Annotated in this window: 17 protein-coding genes; 6 read left to right on the forward strand and 11 right to left on the reverse strand. The window is 63.5% G+C overall.

Features of this window, described 5'->3' with window-relative positions:
- Positions 1 to 439: 439 nt before the first annotated feature.
- Both HNP98_RS13830 and HNP98_RS13835 read right to left on the reverse strand, forming a co-directional pair.
- The gene (locus HNP98_RS13830; RefSeq protein WP_173810674.1) at positions 440 to 1,249 is read right to left on the reverse strand and encodes a ParA family protein; all 810 of its coding nucleotides are present in this window, start codon (positions 1,247 to 1,249) and stop codon (positions 440 to 442) included.
- Between the two features lie 188 nt (positions 1,250 to 1,437).
- Positions 1,438 to 2,118, reverse strand: a complete 681-nt coding sequence (locus tag HNP98_RS13835; protein WP_173810675.1) for a metal-dependent hydrolase — start codon at positions 2,116 to 2,118, stop codon at positions 1,438 to 1,440.
- Positions 2,119 to 2,220: 102 nt separating this feature from the next.
- Here HNP98_RS13835 and HNP98_RS13840 point away from each other — a divergent pair, with 102 nt between their 5' ends.
- Complete coding sequence (locus tag HNP98_RS13840; RefSeq protein ID WP_246275141.1) at positions 2,221 to 4,014, forward strand: ABC transporter substrate-binding protein; 1,794 nt, start codon at positions 2,221 to 2,223, stop codon at positions 4,012 to 4,014.
- 245 nt (positions 4,015 to 4,259) lie between these two features.
- Here HNP98_RS13840 and yidC read toward each other — a convergent pair whose 3' ends face one another.
- The 4 genes from yidC to HNP98_RS13860 all read right to left on the reverse strand — a co-directional run bounded on the left by yidC (position 4,260) and on the right by HNP98_RS13860 (position 9,736).
- Positions 4,260 to 6,071, reverse strand: coding sequence for a membrane protein insertase YidC (gene yidC / locus HNP98_RS13845; protein ID WP_173810676.1), 1,812 nt, complete (start codon positions 6,069 to 6,071; stop codon positions 4,260 to 4,262).
- A 244-nt stretch (positions 6,072 to 6,315) separates the two neighbouring features.
- Positions 6,316 to 7,968, reverse strand: a complete 1,653-nt coding sequence (locus HNP98_RS13850; protein ID WP_173810677.1) for a CTP synthase — start codon at positions 7,966 to 7,968, stop codon at positions 6,316 to 6,318.
- Between the two features lie 96 nt (positions 7,969 to 8,064).
- On the reverse strand, positions 8,065 to 8,652 hold the full coding sequence (locus HNP98_RS13855; protein WP_173810678.1) for a hypothetical protein: 588 nt from the start codon (positions 8,650 to 8,652) through the stop codon (positions 8,065 to 8,067).
- Positions 8,636 to 9,736 (reverse strand): AAA family ATPase, encoded by a 1,101-nt coding sequence (locus HNP98_RS13860; protein WP_173810679.1) that lies wholly within the window; start codon positions 9,734 to 9,736, stop codon positions 8,636 to 8,638. Before HNP98_RS13860 ends, HNP98_RS13855 begins: the two co-directional genes overlap by 17 nt.
- A gap of 134 nt (positions 9,737 to 9,870) precedes the next feature.
- Here HNP98_RS13860 and dacB point away from each other — a divergent pair, with 134 nt between their 5' ends.
- Positions 9,871 to 11,265: a D-alanyl-D-alanine carboxypeptidase/D-alanyl-D-alanine endopeptidase gene (gene dacB, locus HNP98_RS13865; protein ID WP_173810680.1), complete on the forward strand. Its 1,395-nt coding sequence runs from the start codon at positions 9,871 to 9,873 to the stop codon at positions 11,263 to 11,265.
- 15 nt (positions 11,266 to 11,280) lie between these two features.
- Here the strand turns inward: dacB and HNP98_RS13870 are convergent, their stop codons facing one another.
- The gene (locus HNP98_RS13870; protein WP_173810681.1) at positions 11,281 to 12,918 is read right to left on the reverse strand and encodes an amidase; all 1,638 of its coding nucleotides are present in this window, start codon (positions 12,916 to 12,918) and stop codon (positions 11,281 to 11,283) included.
- A gap of 464 nt (positions 12,919 to 13,382) precedes the next feature.
- Between HNP98_RS13870 and HNP98_RS13875 the strand changes: the two genes are divergently transcribed.
- Positions 13,383 to 13,715 carry a hypothetical protein gene (locus tag HNP98_RS13875; protein WP_173810682.1) on the forward strand — a complete coding sequence of 111 codons (333 nt, stop codon included), beginning with the start codon at positions 13,383 to 13,385 and terminating at the stop codon, positions 13,713 to 13,715.
- 787 nt (positions 13,716 to 14,502) lie between these two features.
- Entirely contained in the window at positions 14,503 to 16,368 is a 1,866-nt protein-coding gene (locus HNP98_RS13880; RefSeq protein WP_173810683.1) for an FG-GAP repeat domain-containing protein, read from the forward strand.
- Positions 16,369 to 16,971: 603 nt separating this feature from the next.
- On the opposite strand, the gene HNP98_RS22455 is transcribed toward HNP98_RS13880, so the two are convergent.
- Genes HNP98_RS22455 through HNP98_RS13900 form a run of 4 tightly spaced genes read right to left on the reverse strand, consistent with a single transcriptional unit; the run spans position 16,972 to position 20,096 of the window.
- Positions 16,972 to 17,316, reverse strand: coding sequence for a PIN domain-containing protein (locus HNP98_RS22455; RefSeq protein WP_394368141.1), 345 nt, complete (start codon positions 17,314 to 17,316; stop codon positions 16,972 to 16,974).
- A gap of 57 nt (positions 17,317 to 17,373) precedes the next feature.
- A complete protein-coding gene (locus HNP98_RS13890; protein ID WP_173810685.1) occupies positions 17,374 to 17,646 on the reverse strand; it encodes a DUF6364 family protein in 273 nt (90 codons plus the stop codon).
- Positions 17,647 to 17,693: 47 nt separating this feature from the next.
- A complete protein-coding gene (gene serA / locus HNP98_RS13895; RefSeq protein ID WP_173810686.1) occupies positions 17,694 to 19,595 on the reverse strand; it encodes a phosphoglycerate dehydrogenase in 1,902 nt (633 codons plus the stop codon).
- 48 nt (positions 19,596 to 19,643) lie between these two features.
- Positions 19,644 to 20,096: a hypothetical protein gene (locus HNP98_RS13900; RefSeq protein ID WP_173810687.1), complete on the reverse strand. Its 453-nt coding sequence runs from the start codon at positions 20,094 to 20,096 to the stop codon at positions 19,644 to 19,646.
- A gap of 57 nt (positions 20,097 to 20,153) precedes the next feature.
- On the opposite strand from HNP98_RS13900, the gene HNP98_RS13905 reads away from it, so the two are divergent.
- The gene (locus HNP98_RS13905) at positions 20,154 to 20,783 is read left to right on the forward strand and encodes a hypothetical protein (protein ID WP_173810688.1); all 630 of its coding nucleotides are present in this window, start codon (positions 20,154 to 20,156) and stop codon (positions 20,781 to 20,783) included.
- Positions 20,784 to 21,017: 234 nt separating this feature from the next.
- A complete protein-coding gene (locus HNP98_RS13910; RefSeq protein WP_173810689.1) occupies positions 21,018 to 21,614 on the forward strand; it encodes an FMN-dependent NADH-azoreductase in 597 nt (198 codons plus the stop codon).
- Positions 21,615 to 21,659: the final 45 nt, after the last annotated feature.

The raw sequence follows: 21,659 nt of genomic DNA on the forward strand, positions 1-21,659 counted from the left end.
CACAAAATGGTCCGACTGGTCGTAGCTCTATTAGAATGGCTGCTCCGACAACTAGTGGTCTGTCAAAGGTCTGTAAAAATAGTAGGGTAGAGTAGTGATAAACATATCGGCTAACCCGTGTCTAGGCATTGGTAATCCTTCGGGTAGCATTTGGCCAGAAGGCGTAACAAACTCTGGCCAAATCATGAAAAGCGAATTGCGAGTTGCTATCTCCTCGTTTTCGTAAGAGAAGTCCCAGCGAATGTGCTGATAATGGGGCGTTTTTCGTCCGCCTTCTTCAACGTTGAAAAGGCTGTAGCTTACCCTAAAGTCTGGTATCCATCCTTTTTCGGTATAGGATGCCATAATATTTTCGCGCCTTAATCTGACATTATCCAGCAGAAAAATACTTCGCTACGCGAACGTCAGGTAAGCATAGCCGCCTGCTTACGTTATTCCTCTACGCCGCTTCGTCGGCTGCCTCGGCTTCCGGCTTGGCTTCCACGCTGTTTTTTTCCACAATTTCGCGGGCCAGGTTGAGGTAGCTGATGGAGCCTTTGCTTTCGGCGTCGTGCATGATGGCGGGGATGCCGAAGCTGGGGGCCTCGCTCAGCTTCACGTTGCGCGGGATGATGGTGTCGAAGGTGAGCTGCTGGAAGTGCATCCGCACTTCCTCCACCACCTGGTTGCTCAGGCGCAGGCGCACGTCGTACATCGTGAGCAGGATGCCTTCGATTTCCAGGTCGGTGTTCAGGCGGCTCTGGATGATTTTGATGGTGTTGAGCAGCTTGCCTAACCCTTCCAAGGCAAAATACTCGCACTGCACCGGGATGATGACCGAGTGCGCCGCCGTGAGGGCGTTCACGGTGATGAGGCCCAGCGAGGGCGAGCAGTCGATGATGATGAAGTCGTACTCGTCGGCCAGGGGGCGCAGGGCCTCCTTCATCTTGGCCTCGCGGTTGGGCAGGCTAATCATTTCCACCTCGGCCCCCACCAGGTCGATGTGGGAGGGCATGAGGTCGAGCTGGGGCAGGATGTTGGTGGTGAGGATGATGTCGCGGGCGTTGATGCCGTCCACCATGCACTCGTAGATGCTGTGCTGGATGTCCTTGGGGTCGTAGCCCACGCCCGAGGTGGCGTTGGCCTGCGGGTCGGCGTCCACGAGCAGGGTTCGGTAGTCCAGGGCGGCCAGCGAGGCCGCGAGGTTGATGGCCGAGGTGGTTTTGCCCACGCCGCCTTTCTGGTTGGCTACCGCGATAATTTTTCCCATGAGAAGTAACGGAATACGGAAGCGGCCGGGGCTGGAGTTGGGGAGGATAAGCGGGTAGCGGGGGCAACGCCGGCCCGGCCGGCCCAGCTTCCCCTTCCACAAAATAAGGCCAAAAAAAACGGATTCGCCAAGCCCGGGCGGGCCCGGCGAATCCGAAGCACTTTATACGGGCAAGCGGGCCCGGGCGGCTACAGCGTCACCGTTTCGCCGATTTTCAGCAGGTGCAGCGCTTTGCCCGCGGCCTGGGCCTCGGCCACGGAAGCGGCGTGGTCGATGACCAGCGGCGGGAACGTGTCGTAGTGCATGCCGATGATTTTTTGGGTGCCCACCCAATCGGCCGCCACCAGCGCGTCGGTGAGGCCCATGGTGTAGTGGTCGCCGATGGGCAGCAGGGCGAAATCAACCTGGTGCCGCTCGCCGATGAGCTTGAGGTCGTAGGTCAGGGCCGTGTCGCCGGCGAAGTAGAACGTCGGGCCCTCGGTGGTTTTGACGACGAAGCCCATGGGCACGCCGCCGTAGGAGCCGTCGGGAAACGAGCTGGAGTGGGCGGCGGCCACGCAGTGCACCGTGCCGAAGGGCAGCGCCACCTTGCCGCCGAGGTTGGTGCCGATGACCTCGATGCCCTTGGCGCCGAAGTAGCCGGCCACCTCGGCAATGGCCAGGATGGTGGCGCCGGTGCGCTTGGCGATTTCCTCGGCGTCGGCGATGTGGTCGCCGTGGGCGTGCGAGAGCAGGATGTAGTCGGCCTCGATGGCGTCCACGTCGATATCCTTGGCCAGCGGGTTGGGGCGGATGAACGGGTCGAACAGCACTTTGGTAGTGCCGATGGTGGCCAGGAAGGCCGAGTGGCCGAGATAGGTAAGCTGCATTGGTTTACTAGGGGGAAATGTGGGAAGGGGATGAGCAGTGCGGGGAGCCCGGCCGGGCCCCCGTTACCTTTGCCCGAACAAGCCTGGCTCACTTCTGTTCGTATGCGGCGTTTCTGGGGCCTTTGGGCCGTGTTTTGGGTGGGCGCGGGGGCCCTGGCGGGCTGCCGGAGCGGCGGCGCGTCGGCGGCCGACGAGCGCCGGGTGTTCCGCTACAACCAGCCCGAGGCCCTCACCTCGCTCGACCCCGCCTTTGCCCGCAACCAGGCCAATTCCTGGGCGGTGGCGCAGCTCTACAACGGGCTGATGGAGCTGGACTCGACGCTGACGCCGGTGCCGGCGCTGGCCCGCCACTACGCGGTGTCGGCCGACGGCCTCACGTACACCTTCGTGTTGCGGCCGTTTGTTATGTTTCATGAGGACGAGCAACTCTTTCTGTCAAAAGAGGATGTGACAGCCAATGCTGGGCTCGATATTACTGCCGCTAGAATAACGCGGGAACAAGGTGCCGAGGCAGCGCGAAAGTGGTGGATTATACAGAGCCAGGGGGTATATGCGTCAGCTACCCGTCCGGTTACTGCGGCCGATTTCGTGTACAGCTTCCAGCGGCTGTTAGATGCCAAGACTGCTTCGCCGGGCGGCTGGATTTTCCGGGGTAAGGTGCTGGAAAAGGCCGACGGGGCCCCCAGCGACACCTGTTTCGTGGCCGTGAACGATTCGACGCTGCGTATCCACCTTAAAGCACCGTTCATTCCGTTCCTGGGCATCCTCACCATGCCCTACGCCTACGTGGTGCCCCACGAGGCCGTGGCGAAATACGGTAAGGATTTTCGCGAGCACCCGGTGGGCACGGGCCCCTTCCAGTTCCGGCTCTGGGACGAGGGCAACGTGCTGCTCTACAAGCGGAACCCGCACTATTGGCGCTCCGACGCCCGGGGCCGCCAACTGCCGTATTTGGATGCCGTAGCCATCAGCTTCATTGCCGACCGCAAGACGGAGTTCCTCACCTTCATGCAGGGCAAGCTCGATTTCCTGTCGGGCATCCGCGAGGGCTCGCGCGACCTGGTGATGAACCGCGATGGCACCGTGCGGGCCGATTTCCGGGGCCAGTTCGCGGTGCAGAAGGTGCCATACCTAAACACCGAATACCTGGGCATCCAGCTCGACAGCACCCACCTCACCGGCGAGCAGGCCGTGCAGGGGCGCGCCCTGCGCGACGTGCGCGTGCGCCAGGCCCTGGCCTGGGCCCTGAACAAGCCGGAGCTGACGGCCTATATGCTGAACCACGTGGGCCAGCCCGGTACGTCGGGCTTCGTGCCGGCGGCGCTGCCCTCGTTCTCGCAGGCGCTGGTGCCGGGCTATACGTACCAGCCGGCCAAGGCGCGGGCGCTGCTCCGGGCCGCCGGCTGGGGCCCCCGGCACCCGCTACGCCTGCGCCTGAGCACGGTGGCCGAACGCAAGGAAATCGGCGAGTACCTGCAAAAACAGTGGGCCAACGTGGGCGTCCAGGTGCAGGTCGACATCAACCAGTCGGCGGCCCAGCAGGAGCTGGTGGACAACGGCCGGGCCGCCTTCTTCGCCAAGAGCTGGCTCGGCGACTACCCCGACGCGGAAAACTACCTGGCCCTGTTCTACAGCCCCAACTTCAGCCCCGCGGGCCCCGACAAAACCCACTTCCAAAGCCCCGCCTACGACCGCCTCTACGACCAGGCCATCCGCACCCAGGACGCGGCCCGGCGCACGGCCCTCTACCAGCAAATGGACCGCCTCGTGGTGGCCGAGGCCCCCGTCATCCCCCTCTACTACGACGAGCTGATTCGCTTGAGCCAGAACAACGTGCGCGGCCTCAAAGCCAACCCCATGAACCAGCTGCTGCTGGAAAGCGTGTGGAAAAAATAGGGCGGCGGGCGGCGGGCGGCGGGTGAATCCTGGGCGGGTGGATAAGTATCCTAGGCCGTCATGCTGAACGTAGCGAAGCATCTCTACTGCTTCGTTGAATCGATTGGTTTACTGCCGCGGTAGAGATGCTTCACTGCGTTCAGCATGACGGCCTGAGATAAATACATCAGGGCCCCGGACGGACACTAAAAAACAAAAAAAGGCCCGCCGAAGCGGGCCTTTTCTACAAGCAGCGAAGCGGCTGGTTACGCTTTGCCGGGCCGCTTGGCCTGGGCCTCGCGCTCCTGCGAGGCTTTCATGGCTTCGGCGATGCGGGCCTGGAAGCCGGTGGGCTTCTTGTCCTTGTTTTTCACCTTGTTGGCTTCGAGCTGGGCGCGGATTTTGGTGTCGTCCACGAACGACTTGGTGATGGCCTGCTGGGCGAAAGTGATGATGTTCGACACGAAGTAGTACCAGGTGAGGCCCGCCGCGAAGCTGTTCAGCACGAACAGGAAGATGATGGGCATCAGGTAGCTGTAGAACTTCATGGGGCCCTGCATGGCGGTGTTCACCTGGTTGCTCTGCCAGGTCATGAGCAGGGTGGAGGCCGTCATCAGCAGCGTGAACATGGACACGTGGTCGCCGTACCACTTCACGAAGAAGGGCAGCTTGGCAAACACGTCGTAGCTGCTCAGGTCCTTGGCCCAGAGGAAATGCTCCTGCCGCAGCTCGATGGCGTTGGGGAAGAACTGGAACATGGCGAACAGAATCGGCAGCGTGAGCAGCGTGGGCACGCAGCCGCTGAGCGGGCTTACCCCGAAGGCCGAGTAGAGCTTCATCGTCTCCTGCTGCACCTTGGTGGGGTCGTCGCCGATTTTCTCTTTGATGGCGTCAATCTCCGGCTTCAGCACCTTCATGCGGGCCTGGCTCTCGTAGGTTTTGTACGTGAGGGGCCAGGTCACCAGCTTGATGAGCAGCACCAGCAGCGCGATGATGATGCCGTAGTTGCTGATGTACTGGGCCAGGAAGTGGAACACCGGCAGGATGATGAACTGGTTCACCCACCGGAACAGGCCCCAGCCCAGGTACACGTTGCGGTCGAAGCCCGGGGCCACGGCCTTGAGCAGGTTAAACGAGTTGGGCCCGAAGAAGTAGCGAAACTGGCCGCGTCCCTGCTCCACCTCGGCCACCGGCAGGGTGAGCGTGGTGCTCATGGTTTTGATGAACGTCGAGTCGTTGGCATCGGGCACCGCCGTGTTGAAGGTACCGCCGCTAAACGGCTGACCGTCGGCGATGAGGCCGGCCACGAAGAAGTCGTGCTTGTGGGCGGCCCACTTCACGGGGCCCTCCGATTTGCTTTCCTCGGGCTTCTCGCTGGTCTCGGCCAGGGCGGTGTGGCTGCCGGCGGCCGAGTAGTGGTTGATGGTGGAGTGGTTGCGGTTCTGCTTGAGGTCCTGCTCGGTCTGGCGCACCCGGTCGAGGAACGTGAAGGTGAGCGGCTCCTGGGCCACGGTGCGCTCCAGGCCGTTCAGGCGCAGGTCGTAGCCCACCTCGTAGCTGCCGGGGGCCAGGCTGTAGGTCTGCACGATGGTGCCGCCGGCCACCGCCGCCGTGAAGGTGATGCGCTGGGTGCCCACGCCCGAAGGCTGGAAGTTGAGGTCCGAAAAGCGAATCGTTTTGCCGTCCACCGTGCGGAAGCGCGTGTCGAGGCGGGCGCTTTGGGCGTCAATCAGGTCGAGGGGCTTGCCGAAGAAGGTCTTGTACTTGGTCAGGCGCACGGCCGTCACGGCCCCGCCGCGGCTGGAGAGCGTGACGGTGAGGAGGTCGTTTTTTAGCGTCACGTCCTGCACCGGGCCGGCGGCCGCGTCGAGGGGGGCGGCGGGGGCAAAGCCGGCGGCCACGGCCGCGGCGGCCGGCGAGGCGGCGGCCGCGGGCTGGGTCGCGGTTTTGGCGGCGGCGGTGGCGGCTTCCTGTTTTTTGGCCTTCTCCACGTCCGCCTGTTTGGGGCTGAAGAAAAACAGGTACACCAGAATCAGGGCCGATATAAGGAATAGGCCGGTGGCAGAATTTTTGTCCATTAACGTAACTGTGAAACGATGCGCAAAGGTACGGCGGCCCCCGCCGATGGCGCGGGGCCCCGGTGAGGGTTTACAGACAGGCCGTCCGTTTATAAATCAAAATAGGCCGTTATGTCGAGCGCAGCCGAGACATCTCGCGTGCGGCAGCAAACCATCGATTGGATTACTCAGCACGCGAGATGTCTCGGCTGCGCTCGACATGACGCGCCATGTTGAATTTTCAGCTTTCCTAAACAGCTACGGCTTACCCCTTGCGGTACTGCATGGCAGCCCGCACGAAGCGCACGAACAGCGGGTGCGGGTTCTCGACGGTGCTTTTCAGCTCGGGATGGAACTGCCCGGCCACGAACCACGGGTGCACCGTTTGGGGCAGCTCGATGATTTCGACCAGCCCGGTTTCGGGGTTGGTGCCCGAGGCCAGCATGCCGGCGGCCTCGAACTGGGCCAAATACTCGCCGTTGAACTCGAAGCGGTGGCGGTGCCGCTCGCTGATGTGCGACTTGCCGTAGGCCTTGGCTGCCCGCGAGCCGCGCCGCAAATCGCAGGCGTAGGCCCCCAGGCGCATGGTGCCGCCCTTCTGGGTGATGTCCTTCTGCGACTCCATCATGGCGATGACGGGGTGGGGCGTGAGGGCGTCCATCTCGGTCGAGTTGGCGTCGGGCAGGCCCAGCACGTGGCGGGCGTACTCCACCACGGCCACCTGCATGCCCAGGCAGATGCCGAAGAACGGAATCCCGTTTTCCCGCACGTACTGCACGGCGGCAATCTTGCCCTCGAAGCCCCGCTCGCCGAAGCCCGGGGCCACCAGCACGGCGTCCACGCCGCGCAGGCTCTCGGCCACGTTCTCGGGCGTGAGGTGGTCGGACTGGATGCTGCGCACCTTCACCCGGCACTCGTTGAAGGCCCCCGCGTGCACGAACGACTCGCTGATGGACTTGTAGGCGTCGGGCAGCTCCACGTACTTGCCCACCAGGGCGATGGTGACCTCCTCGGTGGGGTTTTTGAGGCGGCCCAGGAAGTCCTTCCACACCTCCAGGTCGGGCTGCGGGGCCCCGCCGGTCAGCTTCAGGCGCTTGATGACCCGCTCGTCGAGCTGCTCCTTCAGCATGAGCAGCGGCACCGAGTAGATGGTGTCGGCATCCAGGGCCTCGATGACGGAGTTGATTTTAACGTTGCAAAACAGCGCAATTTTGCGGCGCATCTCGGGCGGAATCGGGTGCTCGGAGCGGCAGACCAGGATGTCGGGCTGCAAGCCGGCCTCGCGCAGGTCGCGCACGCTATGCTGCGTGGGCTTGGTTTTCAGCTCGCCCGCGGCGGCTAGATACGGCAGCAGCGTGAGGTGAATCACGAGCGAATCGTTGGGCGGCAGCTCCCAGCGCAGCTGGCGCACGGCCTCCACGAAGGGCAGGCTCTCGATGTCGCCGATGCAGCCGCCGATTTCGGTGATTACCACGTCGAACTCGCCGCCTTCGCCCAGCAGCAGCATCCGCCGCTTAATCTCGTCGGTGATGTGGGGCACCACCTGCACGGTTTTGCCGAGGAAGGCCCCTTCGCGCTCGCGCCGGATCACGGTGTCGTAGATGCGGCCCGTGGTGACGTTGTTGGCCTGCGAGGTGGGGGTGTTGAGGAACCGCTCGTAGTGGCCCAGGTCGAGGTCGGTTTCGGCGCCGTCGTCGGTCACGTAGCACTCGCCGTGCTCGTAGGGGTTGAGCGTGCCCGGGTCGATGTTGATGTACGGATCGAACTTCTGGATGGTGACTCGGAACCCTCTGGCCTGCAAGAGCTTGGCCAGCGAGGCGGAAATGATTCCTTTGCCGAGTGAAGAGGTGACGCCGCCGGTGACGAAAATAAATTTCGCGGCCGACGCTGGAGTTGGGGGGTTGGAGCGTTCAGGCATGACGGGGGACAAAGTTACAGCGCCGCCAACGGCCGGGATCGGGAGGGACTCGGCGGTACGGCTGATACTGATGCTTTCGCAACATTTTTTCGGGTTTCAAGGCTGCGAAGTCACTGTCCAACCGCAGTTACGTGGCAACTTGGTCAGGTCTGCCAAGGCACATCGAATGCCTAGCGGGTCTAGTTTTTCCCGCATCTTTTTGAGCATGTCTTGCCGTTGGGTGCGTCGATTGTTTTCTTTTTGACGCGTGTCGCGTTCTTGGGGCGACGGCTGTAACGAGGCTTCTACCAAAAAGAAAATCAGGTCGATGCGTTGGAACGGACGCAATACTGCTGCTCGCAGGTCCGCCGCAAGCAAGGGGTCCTGGCTGCGGGCCCCTAAGTAGAGGCCGCTACAGGTGTTCAACGCTTTTTGTAAAATTTCTAGCGGGATTTCTCCTGTTCGCATTTTCTTCCGCAACGCCTTGCTGTCTTCCCGAAAATCCTTGATTTCTATCAGTGTCAAAACCGGAAAATCGGGGCCAATGCCAGCCACAATATCCACGCCTTTCATGCCATTTATTTTTTCGATGCGTTCCCGGTAAAAGCTGGCTTTGCTTTGGTCTTGCTCGTCATATTTGAATACGTACCAAGAATTATTATCAGGAAAGTGAAACTCCAGCTTATCCTTAAGAATCACCGGCATAATCCTGGTCTAAAGCGTCTTCAAAATCAAATGTCTGCGCCAATTCTGCATCCAAAGCCGCTATGTGTTGTAGTTGCATAAAGTCGTCCTGAGTTTCCACCTGGGTGCCAACTTTTTCGTCTGCGTAAAGCCCAAAATATTTTATCGGTAGCGGTTGCTTTTGCGAAAGAATATGCAACTCTTTCATCAGAAACAAACTATGCGTGGCTAGAATAATTTGGAAGCCTGCTCGTGCTAATTCGGCCAGTATGGCGGCCATTTCTTTCAGCAACGCAGGATTTAAATTCGCCTCGGGCTCGTCCCAGAAAAGCGTGGTTTCAGGGGTGAGGGTACCGTTGGCAAGTAGCTTGTAGAGGGTGGCAAACTTGCGCATTCCCTCGGCTACCATGTTCATTTCCATCCGCGGCTGGTCGGGTGTGGATAGGTAGAAACGACCGCCTTCCTCCTCTACTTTGCCGCCGATAGTGCGTAGTAGCCTGTCCAATGTTTCAAATATTTTCGGATCGGGTGCATTCAAAGGCAGCGCGCCCAATAGCCGCAGCAGGTCTGGATAAGTTTGGTCGATGGGGACGGTACGAAGAGCATACATGGGAGCTAACCAACCCAGTGTAAGAACCTCCTTCGCAGGAACGAAAACGGGTGGGATAACTCTTAAACTTAAGTTGAATGTTGATGGTGCTTTGTCTGATGAGTAGAGCATACCATCAGGTTCTGGCATAATCATCAAATCAGTAATGACTTCACCATCAGTGTATGAAAAAGTCGCTTTCACTGCAGCGGTAGGTACTAGGTGAGGACGACGGATTAACTCGTTGACTTGATATGGATAAGGCTGAAAAAGTGCGGTTAGCTTGGTTTCGAGCGAAAAGGTATAAATCCTGCCACTGCTCATAGTATGCCCATTAATCACGTCATACTGCTCCCTAAATTGTTCGGATAAGTAATACTGCAACGCATACCCCGCTTTCAGCACGTGGCTCTTCCCAGTTCCGTTCGCACCCACTATTACATTAAGGCCCGGTCCAAACTCAAAGTCGGCATCGGCGAAAACTGTGAAATTGTGGAGGTGCAGGCGTTTCAGCATAGCGCGAAGCTACGGAGATAGGGTTTCATAAGTGCCCTGGCTGTGTCGCGCTGCCGGGGCCCCCTGGTCGTGCTACCGGCCAGTTTGGGGGCCTGGTGCCGCCCCGCCCGTAACTATTGCGTAAGTTGGGGCCCGTGTTGCTACGCCCGCTCTACTTCCTGCTGCTGCTGACGCTGGGGGCCACCCAGCTCACCGCCTGCGCCCAGGTGCCCGACAAAGTGCCCACCGCGGCCGCCGGGGCCCCCGCTGCCGCACAACTGCCCTGGCTGCGCCACCTGCTCGACAGCTCGGCCGTGCTGCGGCCCCATCTGGTGGGCCTGGTGCTGGCCGACGCGGACTCCGGGCAGGTCTTGTTCGCTCAAAACGACGCCAAGTACTTCGCGCCGGCCAGCAACATGAAGCTGTTTACCCTCTACGCCGGCCTGAAGCTGCTGCCCGACTCGCTGCCCAGCCTGCGCTACTTCAGCCGCGGCGACACGCTGTTTTTCCAGGGCACCGGCGACCCCACCTTTCTGCACGGCGACGTGCCCAGCCGCCGCGCGTTTGACTTTTTGCAAAAGGCCCCGGGCCTGCTCGCCAGCTGCGACATTGCCTGCTCGCCGCCCTACGGCCCCGGCTGGCCCTGGGACGATTTCGGCTACTACTTCCAGCCCGAGCGCGGGGCGTTTCCCATCTATGGGCACACGGTGCGCTTCTACGCCCAGCCGCCGGTGGGCAAGGTGCCCAGCCGGCTGCGCGTGCTGCCCCGGCACTTCGCGCCCCTCACCGGGCCCGTGCCGGCCGCGCTGCGCACGCCCAATATCGACGCGGACACCCACGTCATCCGGGCCCTGGATGAGAACCGGTTTTACGTGGTGGCGCCGTTCAATAAAAAGTGGATCGATGAGGTGCCGTTCCGTACCAGCCGGGCCTTTACGCTGCGCTTGCTCGGCGACACGCTGCGGCGGCCGCTGGTGGGGGCCCCCTGGCGCCCGCGCCCCACCGACGCGGTGCGCACCCTGCGCGGCCTGCCCGTGGACAGCCTCTACCGCCGCATGCTGCGCGTGAGCGACAACTTCCTGGCCGAGCAGCTGCTGCTGATGGCCAGCACCACCGTGGGCCTGCACGATTCGCTCAGCACCCAGCGCGTGATTCGGTTCGTGCGCAAAAAGTACTTCGGCACCCTGCCCGACCCCGTGGCCTGGGCCGACGGCTCGGGCCTCTCGCGCCAGAACCTCGTCACGCCCCGCACCCTGGTGGCGCTGCTCGTGCGCCTGCACCAGGAAGTGCCCGAGCGCCGCCTGCTGAGCCTGCTGGCCGCCGGCGGGCACCAGGGCACCCTGCGCCGGCGCTACCACGACGCCGCGGGCCCCTGGGTGTGGGGCAAAACCGGCTCGCTCACCAACAACACCAACCTGAGCGGCTACCTGCGCACCAAGAGCGGCCGCCTGCTGGCCTTCACCTTTCTGAACAATAACCACGTGGCCGACAGCGGCGACGTGCGCAACGAGATGGAGCGGGTGCTGCGCCAGGTGCGGGCCCGGCTGTAGGGCCGCGGTACCCGGCTACCCCGCCAGGGGCCCCCGCAGCTCGGGCGCCTTCCGCAGCTTGGTGGCCTGCTCGTAGGCGTAGCCCAGGCCCAGCAGGGGCCCCTCGGCCCAGGCGGGGCCCACGAAGGAGAGGCCCACCGGCAGGCCGTGCGCCTGGCCCATGGGCACGGTGAGGTGCGGGTAGCCGGCCATGGCGGCGGGCGACGAGAAATCGAGGCCCGACGAGTAGTCGCCGTTCACCAAATCGATGCAGCCGGCCGGGCCGGTGGTGATGCCGATGATGGCGTCGAGCTTATTGGCTTGCAAAAGGTTGTCTACAATTTTGCGGGCCCCGCCCTGCGAGCGGGCCAGGGCGGCGCGGTACTTGGCGCTGGCCAGGCCGTCGGTTTTCTGGGCCGCCTCCAGGGTTTCCTGCTGGAAAAACGGCATGGCCTGCGCCGCGTGCTGCGTGTTGAAGGCGATGACGTCGGCCAGGGTTTTTATCCCGGCGTTGGCCCCGGCCAGGTACTTATTCAGCCCGTCTTTGAACTCGTAGAGCAGCACCTGGTACTCGGCGTCGCCGAGGGCCCCCACGGGCTTGGCCACTTCTACTTCCACCACCGTCGCGCCCTGGGCTTTCAGGGCCGCCACGGCCTGCTGCATCAGCGCAATGGCGGGCGAGGTGCCGGTGAGGTGGCTTTTTTCGACGCCCAGACGCTTGCCTTTCAAGGCGTTGGTGTCCAGAAATTTGGTGTAGTCGGCCTGGGCGTGGGCGGCGCTGCCTTTGGTGGCGGCGTCGGCCGGGTCTTCGCCGGTGAGGGCGGCCAGCAGCAGGGCCGCGTCGCGCACGGTGCGGGCCATGGGGCCGGCCGTGTCCTGGGTGGCCGAGATGGGGATGATGCCCGTGCGGCTGAGCAGGCCCACCGTGGGCTTGAGGCCCACGAGGCCGTTCACCGAGCTGGGCGACACCACCGAGCCGTCGGTTTCGGTGCCCACGGCCACGGCGCAGAGGCTGGCCGCCGCCGCCGCCCCCGAGCCCGCGCTGGAGCCGCTGGGCGTGCGGTCGAGCACGTAGGGGTTTTTGGTTTGGCCGCCGCGGCTGCTCCAGCCGCTGGTCGAGCGCGACGAGCGGAAGTTGGCCCACTCGCTGAGGTTGGTTTTGCCCAGCACGATGGCCCCCGCGGCCCGCAGCTGCTTGACGATGAAGGCGTCCTGCGCCGCCTTGTGCCCGGCCAGGGCCAGCGCGCCGGCGGTGGTTTGCTGCTGGTCGCCGGTGTCGATGTTGTCCTTCAGCAGCACCGGGATGCCGTGCAGGGGCCCGCGCACTTTGCCGGCCTTGCGCTCGGCGTCGAGGCCATCGGCAAGCTTCAGGGCGTCGGGGTTGGTTTCGAGCACGGCGCGCAGGGCGGGGCCCTGGGTGTTCACTTCCGCGATGCGCTTCAGGTACAGCTCGCACAGGGCCCGGGCGGTGTACTTGCCCGCCTGCATGTGCTGCTGCAAATCGGCCACGGTGGCCTCGTGCAGGGCGAAGGCTTCGGGCGCGCCGCCGGGGCCCGCGGCGGGGTCGGCTTGGGCGGGGACCGACGACGGGGCGGTGGAGCAGCCGGCCAGCGTGAGGGTGGAAACGGCGGCGCTGGCCAGGGCCCCGGTGCGAAGAAATAAGCGACGGTTCATAACAGCGGAGAAGTTGGGCAGGCAATATAGGGGCCGTTTGCCGCCGCTGCCCCGGCGGCCCAGCGCAGGGCCTCTAAGCACTGCGTTCCGGTAAAACTTCTATTCCATCAGCACAGCGTGCAACCACTGGGTCGGGCCACCGGAGGACCGCTATTCCACCGGTCGGTAAAATCCGGCCAGTCGTACTGCTGGGAGATGGGGTTTGCCGAGAAGGTGCCCCGCCCGCATCCGGCCGGCCGGGGCAGCGGGTAATTTTGTGCCAGTTAATTATTCAAACAGTGCAATAGCCTAGCGGCCACCGGTGCCGCGCAGGCCGCTTGTAGCCGTTACCACCACTTTTTTTAATCTGGTCCGTGTTGTTCTCTTCTTCCCCCACCGTTGCGAAATTGTGCCGAGCGGCCCTGGTGGCCCTGGCGTTGTGGTCCGCGGCCCCGGCCCACGGCGCGGCACTTGCCCCAACTCCAATGCCTGCCGCGGCTGCGCCAGCGCCCCGCCTCACGTTCACGGCCGTCAGCGGCCTAGCCGCGTCGCCCGGGGCCTTGCTGCGCTGGGCCACGGCTTCGGAGGCCGGCACCGCCCGCTTCGTGGTGGAGCGTTCCGCCGACGGCGTTGTTTTCGAAGCCATTGGGGCGGTGGCAGCGGCGGGTACCAGCCGGGCCAGCCACGCCTACCGGTTCGACGACGTGGCCGCGCCGGCCGCCTACTATTACCGCCTGCGCCAGGAAAACCGGGACGGCACCGTGGTCTACTCGGCCGCCGTGGCCATCACCCCGGCTAGCAGGTTCGCGGTGCGCTAACCGCTCGTCCACCCGCTGAATTAGCACGCCCACGGCCCCCGGCCCGCCCAGAAGGGTGGGGCCGGGGGCCGTGGGCGTGGTGGCCGGGCCTTGCGCTGGGGGCCGCCGGTGTTCCCCGCCCGGGGCCCGGTGGGCGGGGGCCTGCGTACCGGCGCAACCGCAGCCCCTGTTTGCAGCGGTTTTGGAACGGTGGCGCCTGGTTGCAGCGTGCCGGCGGGGCTGTTCAGGAGGTCAATCCAATACTATTCTGACCGCCATGCGGAACAGTGCCGCAGCGTCTTTAGTGCTCCACTAGAAAGTGCCTCCACTGTTCCACTAATCCAATGAATTTGGTTACTGCTGCGGGAGGGGTGCTTCGACTACGTTGCACGCTGCGCTGCACGGTGGTTCATTGATTTCGCGTGCTTGGTCTCGCCCCGGGGGCTTCAACTCCAAACCAGACACGTGGCGGTAAAGGCACGACGCAACCCGGGCACTCCGGTACCGAACCTGCGTCAGGAGCGCCGCCTGTCCAAATTTCAATTTCATCAACGCATTGTGCAGCGCGGCGCGGAAGGGCCTAAAAACGGCCTTTTTCGTCGGCCGGGAAAAACCGGACGTTCGTGGCCCCGGGCGCTGGTTTCTGCCGAAAAACGGGGCATCCGGGCCCCTCGCGGCAGCCGGCCGGGGGGGGCACCGGGTAATTTTGTGTCGTTCAATCAGCCTGCTAAAAGGGTGCTAGGGTTGAGCTTATTATTGCCTCCCCCTATTTCTAACGCTGAGTTAAACCGCTTTTTTATCCCCCGTCATGTCGTTTGCCTGCCCCGCCGTTTTTGCTAAAATTGTTAACCTTCGCCGCGCCGCCCTGGCCGGCCTCGCGCTGTTGCCCGCGGTCGCCGCGGCCCAAACCATCTCCAGCTTCACCCCCGCCCAGGCGGCGGCGGGCGCCACGGTTACCATTAACGGTAGCGGCCTGAACAACCTCAAATCGGTGACGATTAACGGGCAGGCGATGAAGATTTCCAGCACGCTGCTGGTGGCCGGCGTTGGGTCGGTGTACGTGGTGGTGCCCCCGGCCGCGGCCACGGGCCGCATGCGCCTCACCACGGCCGCCGGCACGGCCCTCACGGCCACCAAGCTGGGCATCACCCGCGTGTCGTCGGACGTGAAGTACGCGGCCCAGGCGGCCCCCGCCAACGTGGCCACGGCCACGGGTACCTACTCGACCCCGACGATGGGCGACCTCGACAACGACGGCCTGGTGGACATGATGCTGGGCCAGGGCGACGGCACCATCCGGTGGTACGAGCAGTCGGCTGCCAACTCGGCCGCTTTTACCACCACCACCACCCCCAGCGTGCTGCTGAAAAATGCCGACGGCACCACCTTGCGCGTGTCCGACATCAACAGCACCGGCACCAACTACGCCAAGCCTACCCTGACCGACCTCGACGGCAACGGCCTGCTGGAGCTGCTGGTGGGCGAGGAAACCGGCCGGATACTGCGCTACGAGCAGGTGGCCGCTACGGGCACCAACGCCCTAAGCTTCAACCGGACCCTACTGTTCGCCAACCCCTTCGGCACGGCTACGAGTGCCGCCCCCAACGGCGGCTCGTACGCCCGGCCCACGGTGGCCGACCTTGACAACGACGGCCTGCTCGACGTGCTGGTGGGCAGCAACGACGGCACGCTGCGCCGCTACGAGCAAACGGCGGCCAACTCGCTCACGTTTAGCAACCTGGGGCAAATGAAGCTGGCCGACGGCACCGCCATCGACGCCGGCGACGTGGACAAGCCCTTGCTGACCGATTACGACGGCGACGGCTACCTCGACATGCTGCTCGGCAACAAGGCCGGCACCATCGTGCTCTACACCCAATCGGGGGCTAATTCCGCGGTATTCCGGTCGGTGAATACCCTCACCACCAACGGCACCACCGCCATCAGCGTGAACAGCATTGGGGGCTACGCGGCCCCGGCCATTACCGACATCGACGGCGACGGCCTGCTCGACCTGTACGTGGGCAACGCCAACGGCACCGTGCTCCGCTACGAGCAAACGCAATCGGCCGCCGCGCCCACGCTGGCCACTGGGGCCCTGGCCACGCCCGCCCCGCTGCCGGTCACGCTCACATCCTTCACCGGCCAGGCCGGGGCCCGCGCCAACCTGCTGCGCTGGGCCACCGCTTCGGAAAAAAACAGCGCCCGCTTCGTGATTGAGCGCGCCACGGGCGCCGAGTTTGCCGCCGTGGGCAGCGTGGCCGCCGCTGGCAGCAGCAGCAGCGCCCTCAGCTACGAGTTTGCCGACGCCGCTGGCCTGGCCGCCGGCACCGCCTACTACCGCCTGCGCCAGGAAGACCTGGACGGCACCGTGGCCTACTCGCCCGTGGTGGCCATCGCGCGGACCACCCCCGTCCTGGGGGCCCCCGTGGCCACGGCCTACCCGTCGCCCTTCGCCGAAACCTTGTCGGTGGCCCTGCCCGGCGCCGCCGAGGCCGTAGCGGCCACGGCCACGCTGCTCACCGCCGCCGGCCAGCCCATCTACCGCCAGGCGTTGCAGCTGAGCGGCACGCCCCAGGCCCTGCCCGGCCTGCCCAACCTGCCCGCCGGCCTCTACGTGCTGCGCCTGGCCACGGCCGCCGGCACCACCACCCAAAAAGTGGTGCGGCAATAAGCTGTGCAGCAACTCATCTACAATTGCTTAGCTTTACCGGCTCGCTGCTTTCTGCCAGCTTGCACTATAACGTAAAAGGCCGGCCCGCTGCACAGCGGGCCGGCCTTTTGGCGCGGCGAAGGGAACGGGCCAGCCAGGGCGGCCCCCGGGCTGGCTGATGGGTTGCGCGGTGCTTGTAGCCTGCGCCCGGCGGTGGGCGCGGCGGCCCTGGCCGCGCGGTGGGGCCCTGCCGGGCGGTGGCCGCTACCTTTGCGGCCCCCATTACTCGCCTTGCCCGAGCTGCTATGATCAGCTCCCGCATGCGTCAGCTGCGCCGCGACAAAACGCTTTTTGCGCTGGCTGTGCATGCCATCCGGCTGCATTTGGAAGAAGGCGACCGGCTGGCCCGGCAGCCGCAGCTGCGCGGGGCCCCGGATGCCGACCTGCTCCAGATTCCGCAAGGAATCGACCAATGGGCCGGCCGGGCCATCGGCTACGCCATGCGCAAGTTCCGGTGCCGCGCAGCGCATGCAGCTGCTGGCCGAGCTGTGGCGAGTGCCCTGCCAGCAAGCCCTTGCCCTGCCGCCCGCCGCACTGGTGAGCCCGCCGCTGCCGGCCGCCTAGCTACCCAAGCACGGCGGCCAGCGCGGCGGGTGGCGTGAGCACGGGCAGGGCCCCGGCCGCAAACCCTTTGGGGTCGCGGGTGACGATGGCTTCGATGGCGGGGTTTTCAGCAATTACAGCATGGTATTGCAGCGCGTCTTCAAAATCAGTGAGTGAAGAGCGTAGGGCATCGTTTACGTTGCGCGAGTCAACTGCAACGATTGTCACGATATCCGCAATATCCAGCAAGAGCTCACGGGCTACCGCGGAGCCCACTACCTTCCGAAGTATATAATGTGCTTGACTGAAAGATAAGCTGCTGCAATACAGCCAGATTTTTCGGTTGTCGGCCAATTGGAACAGCAAAAGGCTCCCGCCGCATCAGAAAATTCAACAACACGTTAGTGTCTACAAAAAGCCGATTCATATTCCGTAGCGTTCCTGAATGGCTTCTTCCAGTGCTTTCCTATAGTCAAAGTCAGCCGGAACCTGCACGGCACCAAACAGGCGTTGGATGCGCGGTGAAAGAGGTTGCGTGAGAACTGCTGGCTGTTGCGGAAACGGCTGAGCCAGTGGCCGCACGGTGGCTTGCAGCAGCCCGGCCACCAGCTTGTCCAGCTCCTGGCCGTGCCGGCGGGCGTAGTCCTGGGCGGCTTGCAGCAGGTCGTCGTCGAGGGTGATGGTGAGCTGGGACATGGCGGAAGGGGTTTTGAGCAAGGTAACGACCGGCGCGGCGCGGCGGTTTAGTACAGCACCCGGAACTTGATGGTGTGCTCCACTTCGCGCAGGGCCTGAATCACGTCCTGGTCGTACTCGCGGTTGATGTCGGTGATGACGTAGCCGATGTGCTCGTTGGTTTTCAGGTACTGGCCCAGGATGTTGACGTGGTGGCGGGCCAGCACGTTGTTGATGTTGGCCAGCACGCCGGGCACGTTGGCGTGGATGTGGATGAGGCGGTGGGCCTGCTGCGCCGGCAGCTGGATGTTGGGGAAGTTGACGCTCTGCTGGGTGTTGCCGGTGTTGACGTACTCCATGAGGCGCTCGGGCACGAACTCGGCGATGTTGCGCTGGGCCTCGGCCGTGCTGCCGCCGATGTGGGGCGTGAGCAGCACGTTGGGCAGGCCGCGCAGCTCGTTTTCGAAGGCCTCGGCGTTGGTTTTGGGCTCGTGCGGAAACACGTCCACGGCCGCGCCGCCGAGGTGGCCGCTGCGCAGGGCGGCGGCCAGGGCGGGCACGTCCACGACGTGGCCGCGGGCGTTGTTGAGGAACAGGGCCCCCGGCTTCATCAGGGCAAAGTGCGGGGCCCCGAAGAAGTCCTGGTTCTCGGGGCGGCCGTCGATGTGCAGCGTCACCACGTCGGCCTGGGGCAATAATTCCTCCAGGGTTTTGCACTTCACGGCGTTGCCGAGCTGAAGCTTTTCGGCCACGTCGTAGTACACCACCTTCATGCCCACGGCCTCGGCCACCACGCTCAGCTGCGAGCCGATGTTGCCGTAGCCGATGATGCCCAGCGTTTTGCCCCGAATCTCGAACGAGCCGCCGGCCGACTTGTCCCACTCGCCGGCGTGCATCTTGGGGCTTTTCACCGGGATGCGGCGGGCCAGCATGATGATTTCGCCCAGGGCCAGCTCCACCACCGAGCGGGTGTTGCTGAAGGGCGCGTTGAACACGGCCACGCCCTTTTTCATGGCCCCGGCCAGGTCAATCTGGTTGGTGCCGATGCAGAAGGCCCCGATGCCGATGAGGCGGTTGGCCGCGTCGAGCACGCGCTGCGTGACCTGCGTTTTGGACCGGATGCCCAGGATGCTCACGCCCTCGATGCGGGCCAGCAGCTCGTCCTCGTCGAGGCCGCCCTTCACTTCCTCCACCTGGTAGCCTTCCTGGCGAAACAGCTCGGCGGCGCGGGCGTCGGGGTTTTCAAGCAGCAGCACCTTGATGCGGTTTTTGGGGTACGAAAGGGTCATCGGTAATTTCAGCTGGTACAAAAACTCGTCAAACGTGGGCAGCACTTCGTCGGCGCGGGCCACCACGGTGGGGCGCACCACGTTTTCGGTGTAGGCGTAGAAGCGGTGGGCCAGGCCGGCCTCCCGAATCTGGTAGTCGGTGTAGCCGTCGCCCACCACGTACACGGGCCCTGCCAGGTCGAGCAGCACGAGCTGGCGGATTTTGCCGCCGTCGCGGCTCAGCACGTTGGCCGCGTCGCAGCCGGTGATGTTGCCCGCGTCGTCAAACGTGAACGTGTTGGCCAGCACGTGGCCGGCCGGAATGCCGAACTCGGCCACCACTGGCTCGATGAATTCCCGAAACCCGCTGCTCACCACGTAGATGCGCTCGGCGTGCTGCCGGAAAAAGTCGCCGTTGCGGCGGATGCTCTCGCTCACCTTGCCGTGCAGCCGCGCCACCAAAGGCCCCAGGTGCCGCCGGTGGGCCCCCAGCAGCGCCAGCCGCTGCGCCAGCGACTCCTGAAACCCGATTTCGCCCGCCATGCCCTGGTCGGTGAGGGCCTTGATGGCGGCCACCCGCTCGGCCTGGTCGGGCTGCCCTTGCAGGGCAATGTCGGCCAGTTCATCCAGCCCTTCAACCTGGGTAAACGTGCTGTCGAAATCAAAAACGAGGTAGGGCAGGGGGGCGTCGGCGTCGGGCATGGGTACAAAGATGCGGTAGGCGCTAGCCTTCATCACTCATGCTGGGTGTTACTCCCGTAAAAAGGCGTAGCGGCGGCACTCGTCAGCCGAGGCCAAGCCAGCGGCAAAACTAGAGGCCAGCACTTCAAGATAGCCATCGCCGCCTTGTACCACATAGTGGCGGTGATACTTGAATTTGTCCCAGTGCTTCCAGCCGTGGTAGTGCCGTTCGCGCAGTTCGCGGGTAGCGGCCAGCCACGCGGAATTGGGTACTTCTAGCAGGAAGGATGTAAAGGCGTGTGGCTCCGCTGCGTAGGGCAGCAAGTCGGTACTGACGGTGCTGGTGGCCCAGCATTCGGAAAAGATGATTTTTCCCAAATGGTCGGGTAGTTCGTTGCCTGCTTCGTCCCAAAGAGTAAAAAAAACTTCGCAGCGACTACTACCCACGCTAATGGCGAGTGCAAGCGGGCTTTGAGGGTCTTGCCAGAAAGGCAACTGGATAGCAACGGCGCGGGGCAGCATAAGCGCAAAGATGCGGCCGCCAGTATCTTGCCGGGGTACTCATAGCCCAAGTATTTCGTGAAACTCCAATTTCTGTTGCTGCTGCCGCTGCTCGCGGGGCCCCCAGCTAGCGGCCCGGCCGCCGTGCGGGTCACGTTCAAAGCGTTAACAAAATCGGCCTATTTGCAGGCGGAGAAAGGGTGCGTTGCGACCCAGCCGCGCGTCACGTTTCCGCTCAAGAAGGAGCGCGGGCGCCTTGTGATTCCAACGGCGAAGGGACAAAGAACCTACCGGGACAAGGGCCAGGGAACAGATAATGACGACCAGGCCCAATTCGAGTACGCGGGCTACACGCCGCAATTCGGCTACCACACCGTCACGGCGCATTTATGGGAGCGCACGCAGACTTTTCTAATCGACAAAAACGGCCAACAACTGGAGCTGTACGAGGCCCCGCAATACGCACCAGGCACGAAAAGCTTTGTCGTGGCATCGAGTGGCTTGGAATACTCGGTTTACCCCAACAGCATTCGCCTCTTCCGCTTTGAAAACCGCGCCTGGCGGGAAGTCTGGACGCTGGAGCCCACGATGTGGGAACCCGATGACATCTGTTGGACTTCGCCCACTACGCTCTTGTTGAGCAAGAAAATGTGGACGGGAAAAAGCCCGGGAAACACGTTCACCTATGCCGAGTTGGTCATTAAGTAGATACGCAGGCGGCACCAGCTTCGGAGTGCTGCGCGGCCTGCTATACTGCCGCCCTGGGAAACGCAGGCTAATGGGGCCCTGCGTAATGAAAAGAAAATAATTCTCCGCTGTTATAAAACAATGTCGGTACATGAAATGTATGTACATTTGTCGCACGCCAGCCACAGTAAAGGGCTGAGTGCCGCAACCATTACCTGCATTTCACCGGCCCGCGGGCCACAACCTTTCTCTTAAGTGAACATTCTGCACATCATCTCCAGCCCGCGCAAGGGGGCCTCGGCCAGCATCCAGCTCGCCACCGGCATCATCGAAAAGCTGCAAGCCGCCCACCCCGGCAGCACCGTGACGACGCACGACCTGGCTACCCACCCCTTCCCGCACCTGGAAGAGGCCAAGCTGCAATCCTTCTTCACGCCGGCCGAAAGCCGCACGCCCGAGCAGCAAGCGGCCGCCAAGCACTCCGACGACGCCATCCAGGAAATTAAGGACGCCGACGTTATCGTGATTGGGGCCCCGCTCTACAACTTCGGCATTCCCTCGACGCTGAAGGCCTGGATTGACCACATCGCCCGCGCCGGCATCACGTTCCGCTACACCGCCAACGGCCCCGAAGGCCTCATTACCGGCAAAAAAGTGTACGTGGCCATGTCGAGCGGCGGCGTTTATTCGGAAGGCCCGTCGGCCGCCTACGATTTCGTAGCGCCCTACCTCAAGGCCGTGCTCGGCTTCCTGGGCATGACGGACGTGACCGTGGTGCGCGCTGAAGGCCTAGCCGTACCCGACCTGCAAGCCACCGCCGTGCAGAAAGGACTGGACAGCGTGACGGTATAGGTTTAATTAGCCCAAGGCCCGGCTCGACACGTAAAAAAGGGGACC

Source organism: Hymenobacter caeli, assembly GCF_013294115.1.
In the GTDB taxonomy this organism is placed as follows: domain Bacteria; phylum Bacteroidota; class Bacteroidia; order Cytophagales; family Hymenobacteraceae; genus Hymenobacter; species Hymenobacter caeli.

Excerpts from the sequence above, each read along its gene's own strand:
- HNP98_RS13850 (WP_173810677.1), bottom strand. The coding sequence starts at position 7,968 with ATGCCTGAACGCTCCAACCCCCCAACTCCAGCGTCGGCCGCGAAATTT.
- yidC (WP_173810676.1), bottom strand. The coding sequence starts at position 6,071 with ATGGACAAAAATTCTGCCACCGGCCTATTCCTTATATCGGCCCTGATT.
- HNP98_RS13840 (WP_246275141.1), top strand. The coding sequence starts at position 2,221 with ATGCGGCGTTTCTGGGGCCTTTGGGCCGTGTTTTGGGTGGGCGCGGGG.
- HNP98_RS13835 (WP_173810675.1), bottom strand. The coding sequence starts at position 2,118 with ATGCAGCTTACCTATCTCGGCCACTCGGCCTTCCTGGCCACCATCGGC.
- HNP98_RS13860 (WP_173810679.1), bottom strand. The coding sequence starts at position 9,736 with ATGCTGAAACGCCTGCACCTCCACAATTTCACAGTTTTCGCCGATGCC.
- HNP98_RS13900 (WP_173810687.1), bottom strand. The coding sequence starts at position 20,096 with ATGCTGCCCCGCGCCGTTGCTATCCAGTTGCCTTTCTGGCAAGACCCT.
- serA (WP_173810686.1), bottom strand. The coding sequence starts at position 19,595 with ATGCCCGACGCCGACGCCCCCCTGCCCTACCTCGTTTTTGATTTCGAC.
- HNP98_RS13880 (WP_173810683.1), top strand. The coding sequence starts at position 14,503 with ATGTCGTTTGCCTGCCCCGCCGTTTTTGCTAAAATTGTTAACCTTCGC.
- HNP98_RS13855 (WP_173810678.1), bottom strand. The coding sequence starts at position 8,652 with ATGCCGGTGATTCTTAAGGATAAGCTGGAGTTTCACTTTCCTGATAAT.
- HNP98_RS13890 (WP_173810685.1), bottom strand. The coding sequence starts at position 17,646 with ATGTCCCAGCTCACCATCACCCTCGACGACGACCTGCTGCAAGCCGCC.
- HNP98_RS13875 (WP_173810682.1), top strand. The coding sequence starts at position 13,383 with ATGCCTGCCGCGGCTGCGCCAGCGCCCCGCCTCACGTTCACGGCCGTC.
- HNP98_RS13870 (WP_173810681.1), bottom strand. The coding sequence starts at position 12,918 with ATGAACCGTCGCTTATTTCTTCGCACCGGGGCCCTGGCCAGCGCCGCC.
- HNP98_RS13830 (WP_173810674.1), bottom strand. The coding sequence starts at position 1,249 with ATGGGAAAAATTATCGCGGTAGCCAACCAGAAAGGCGGCGTGGGCAAA.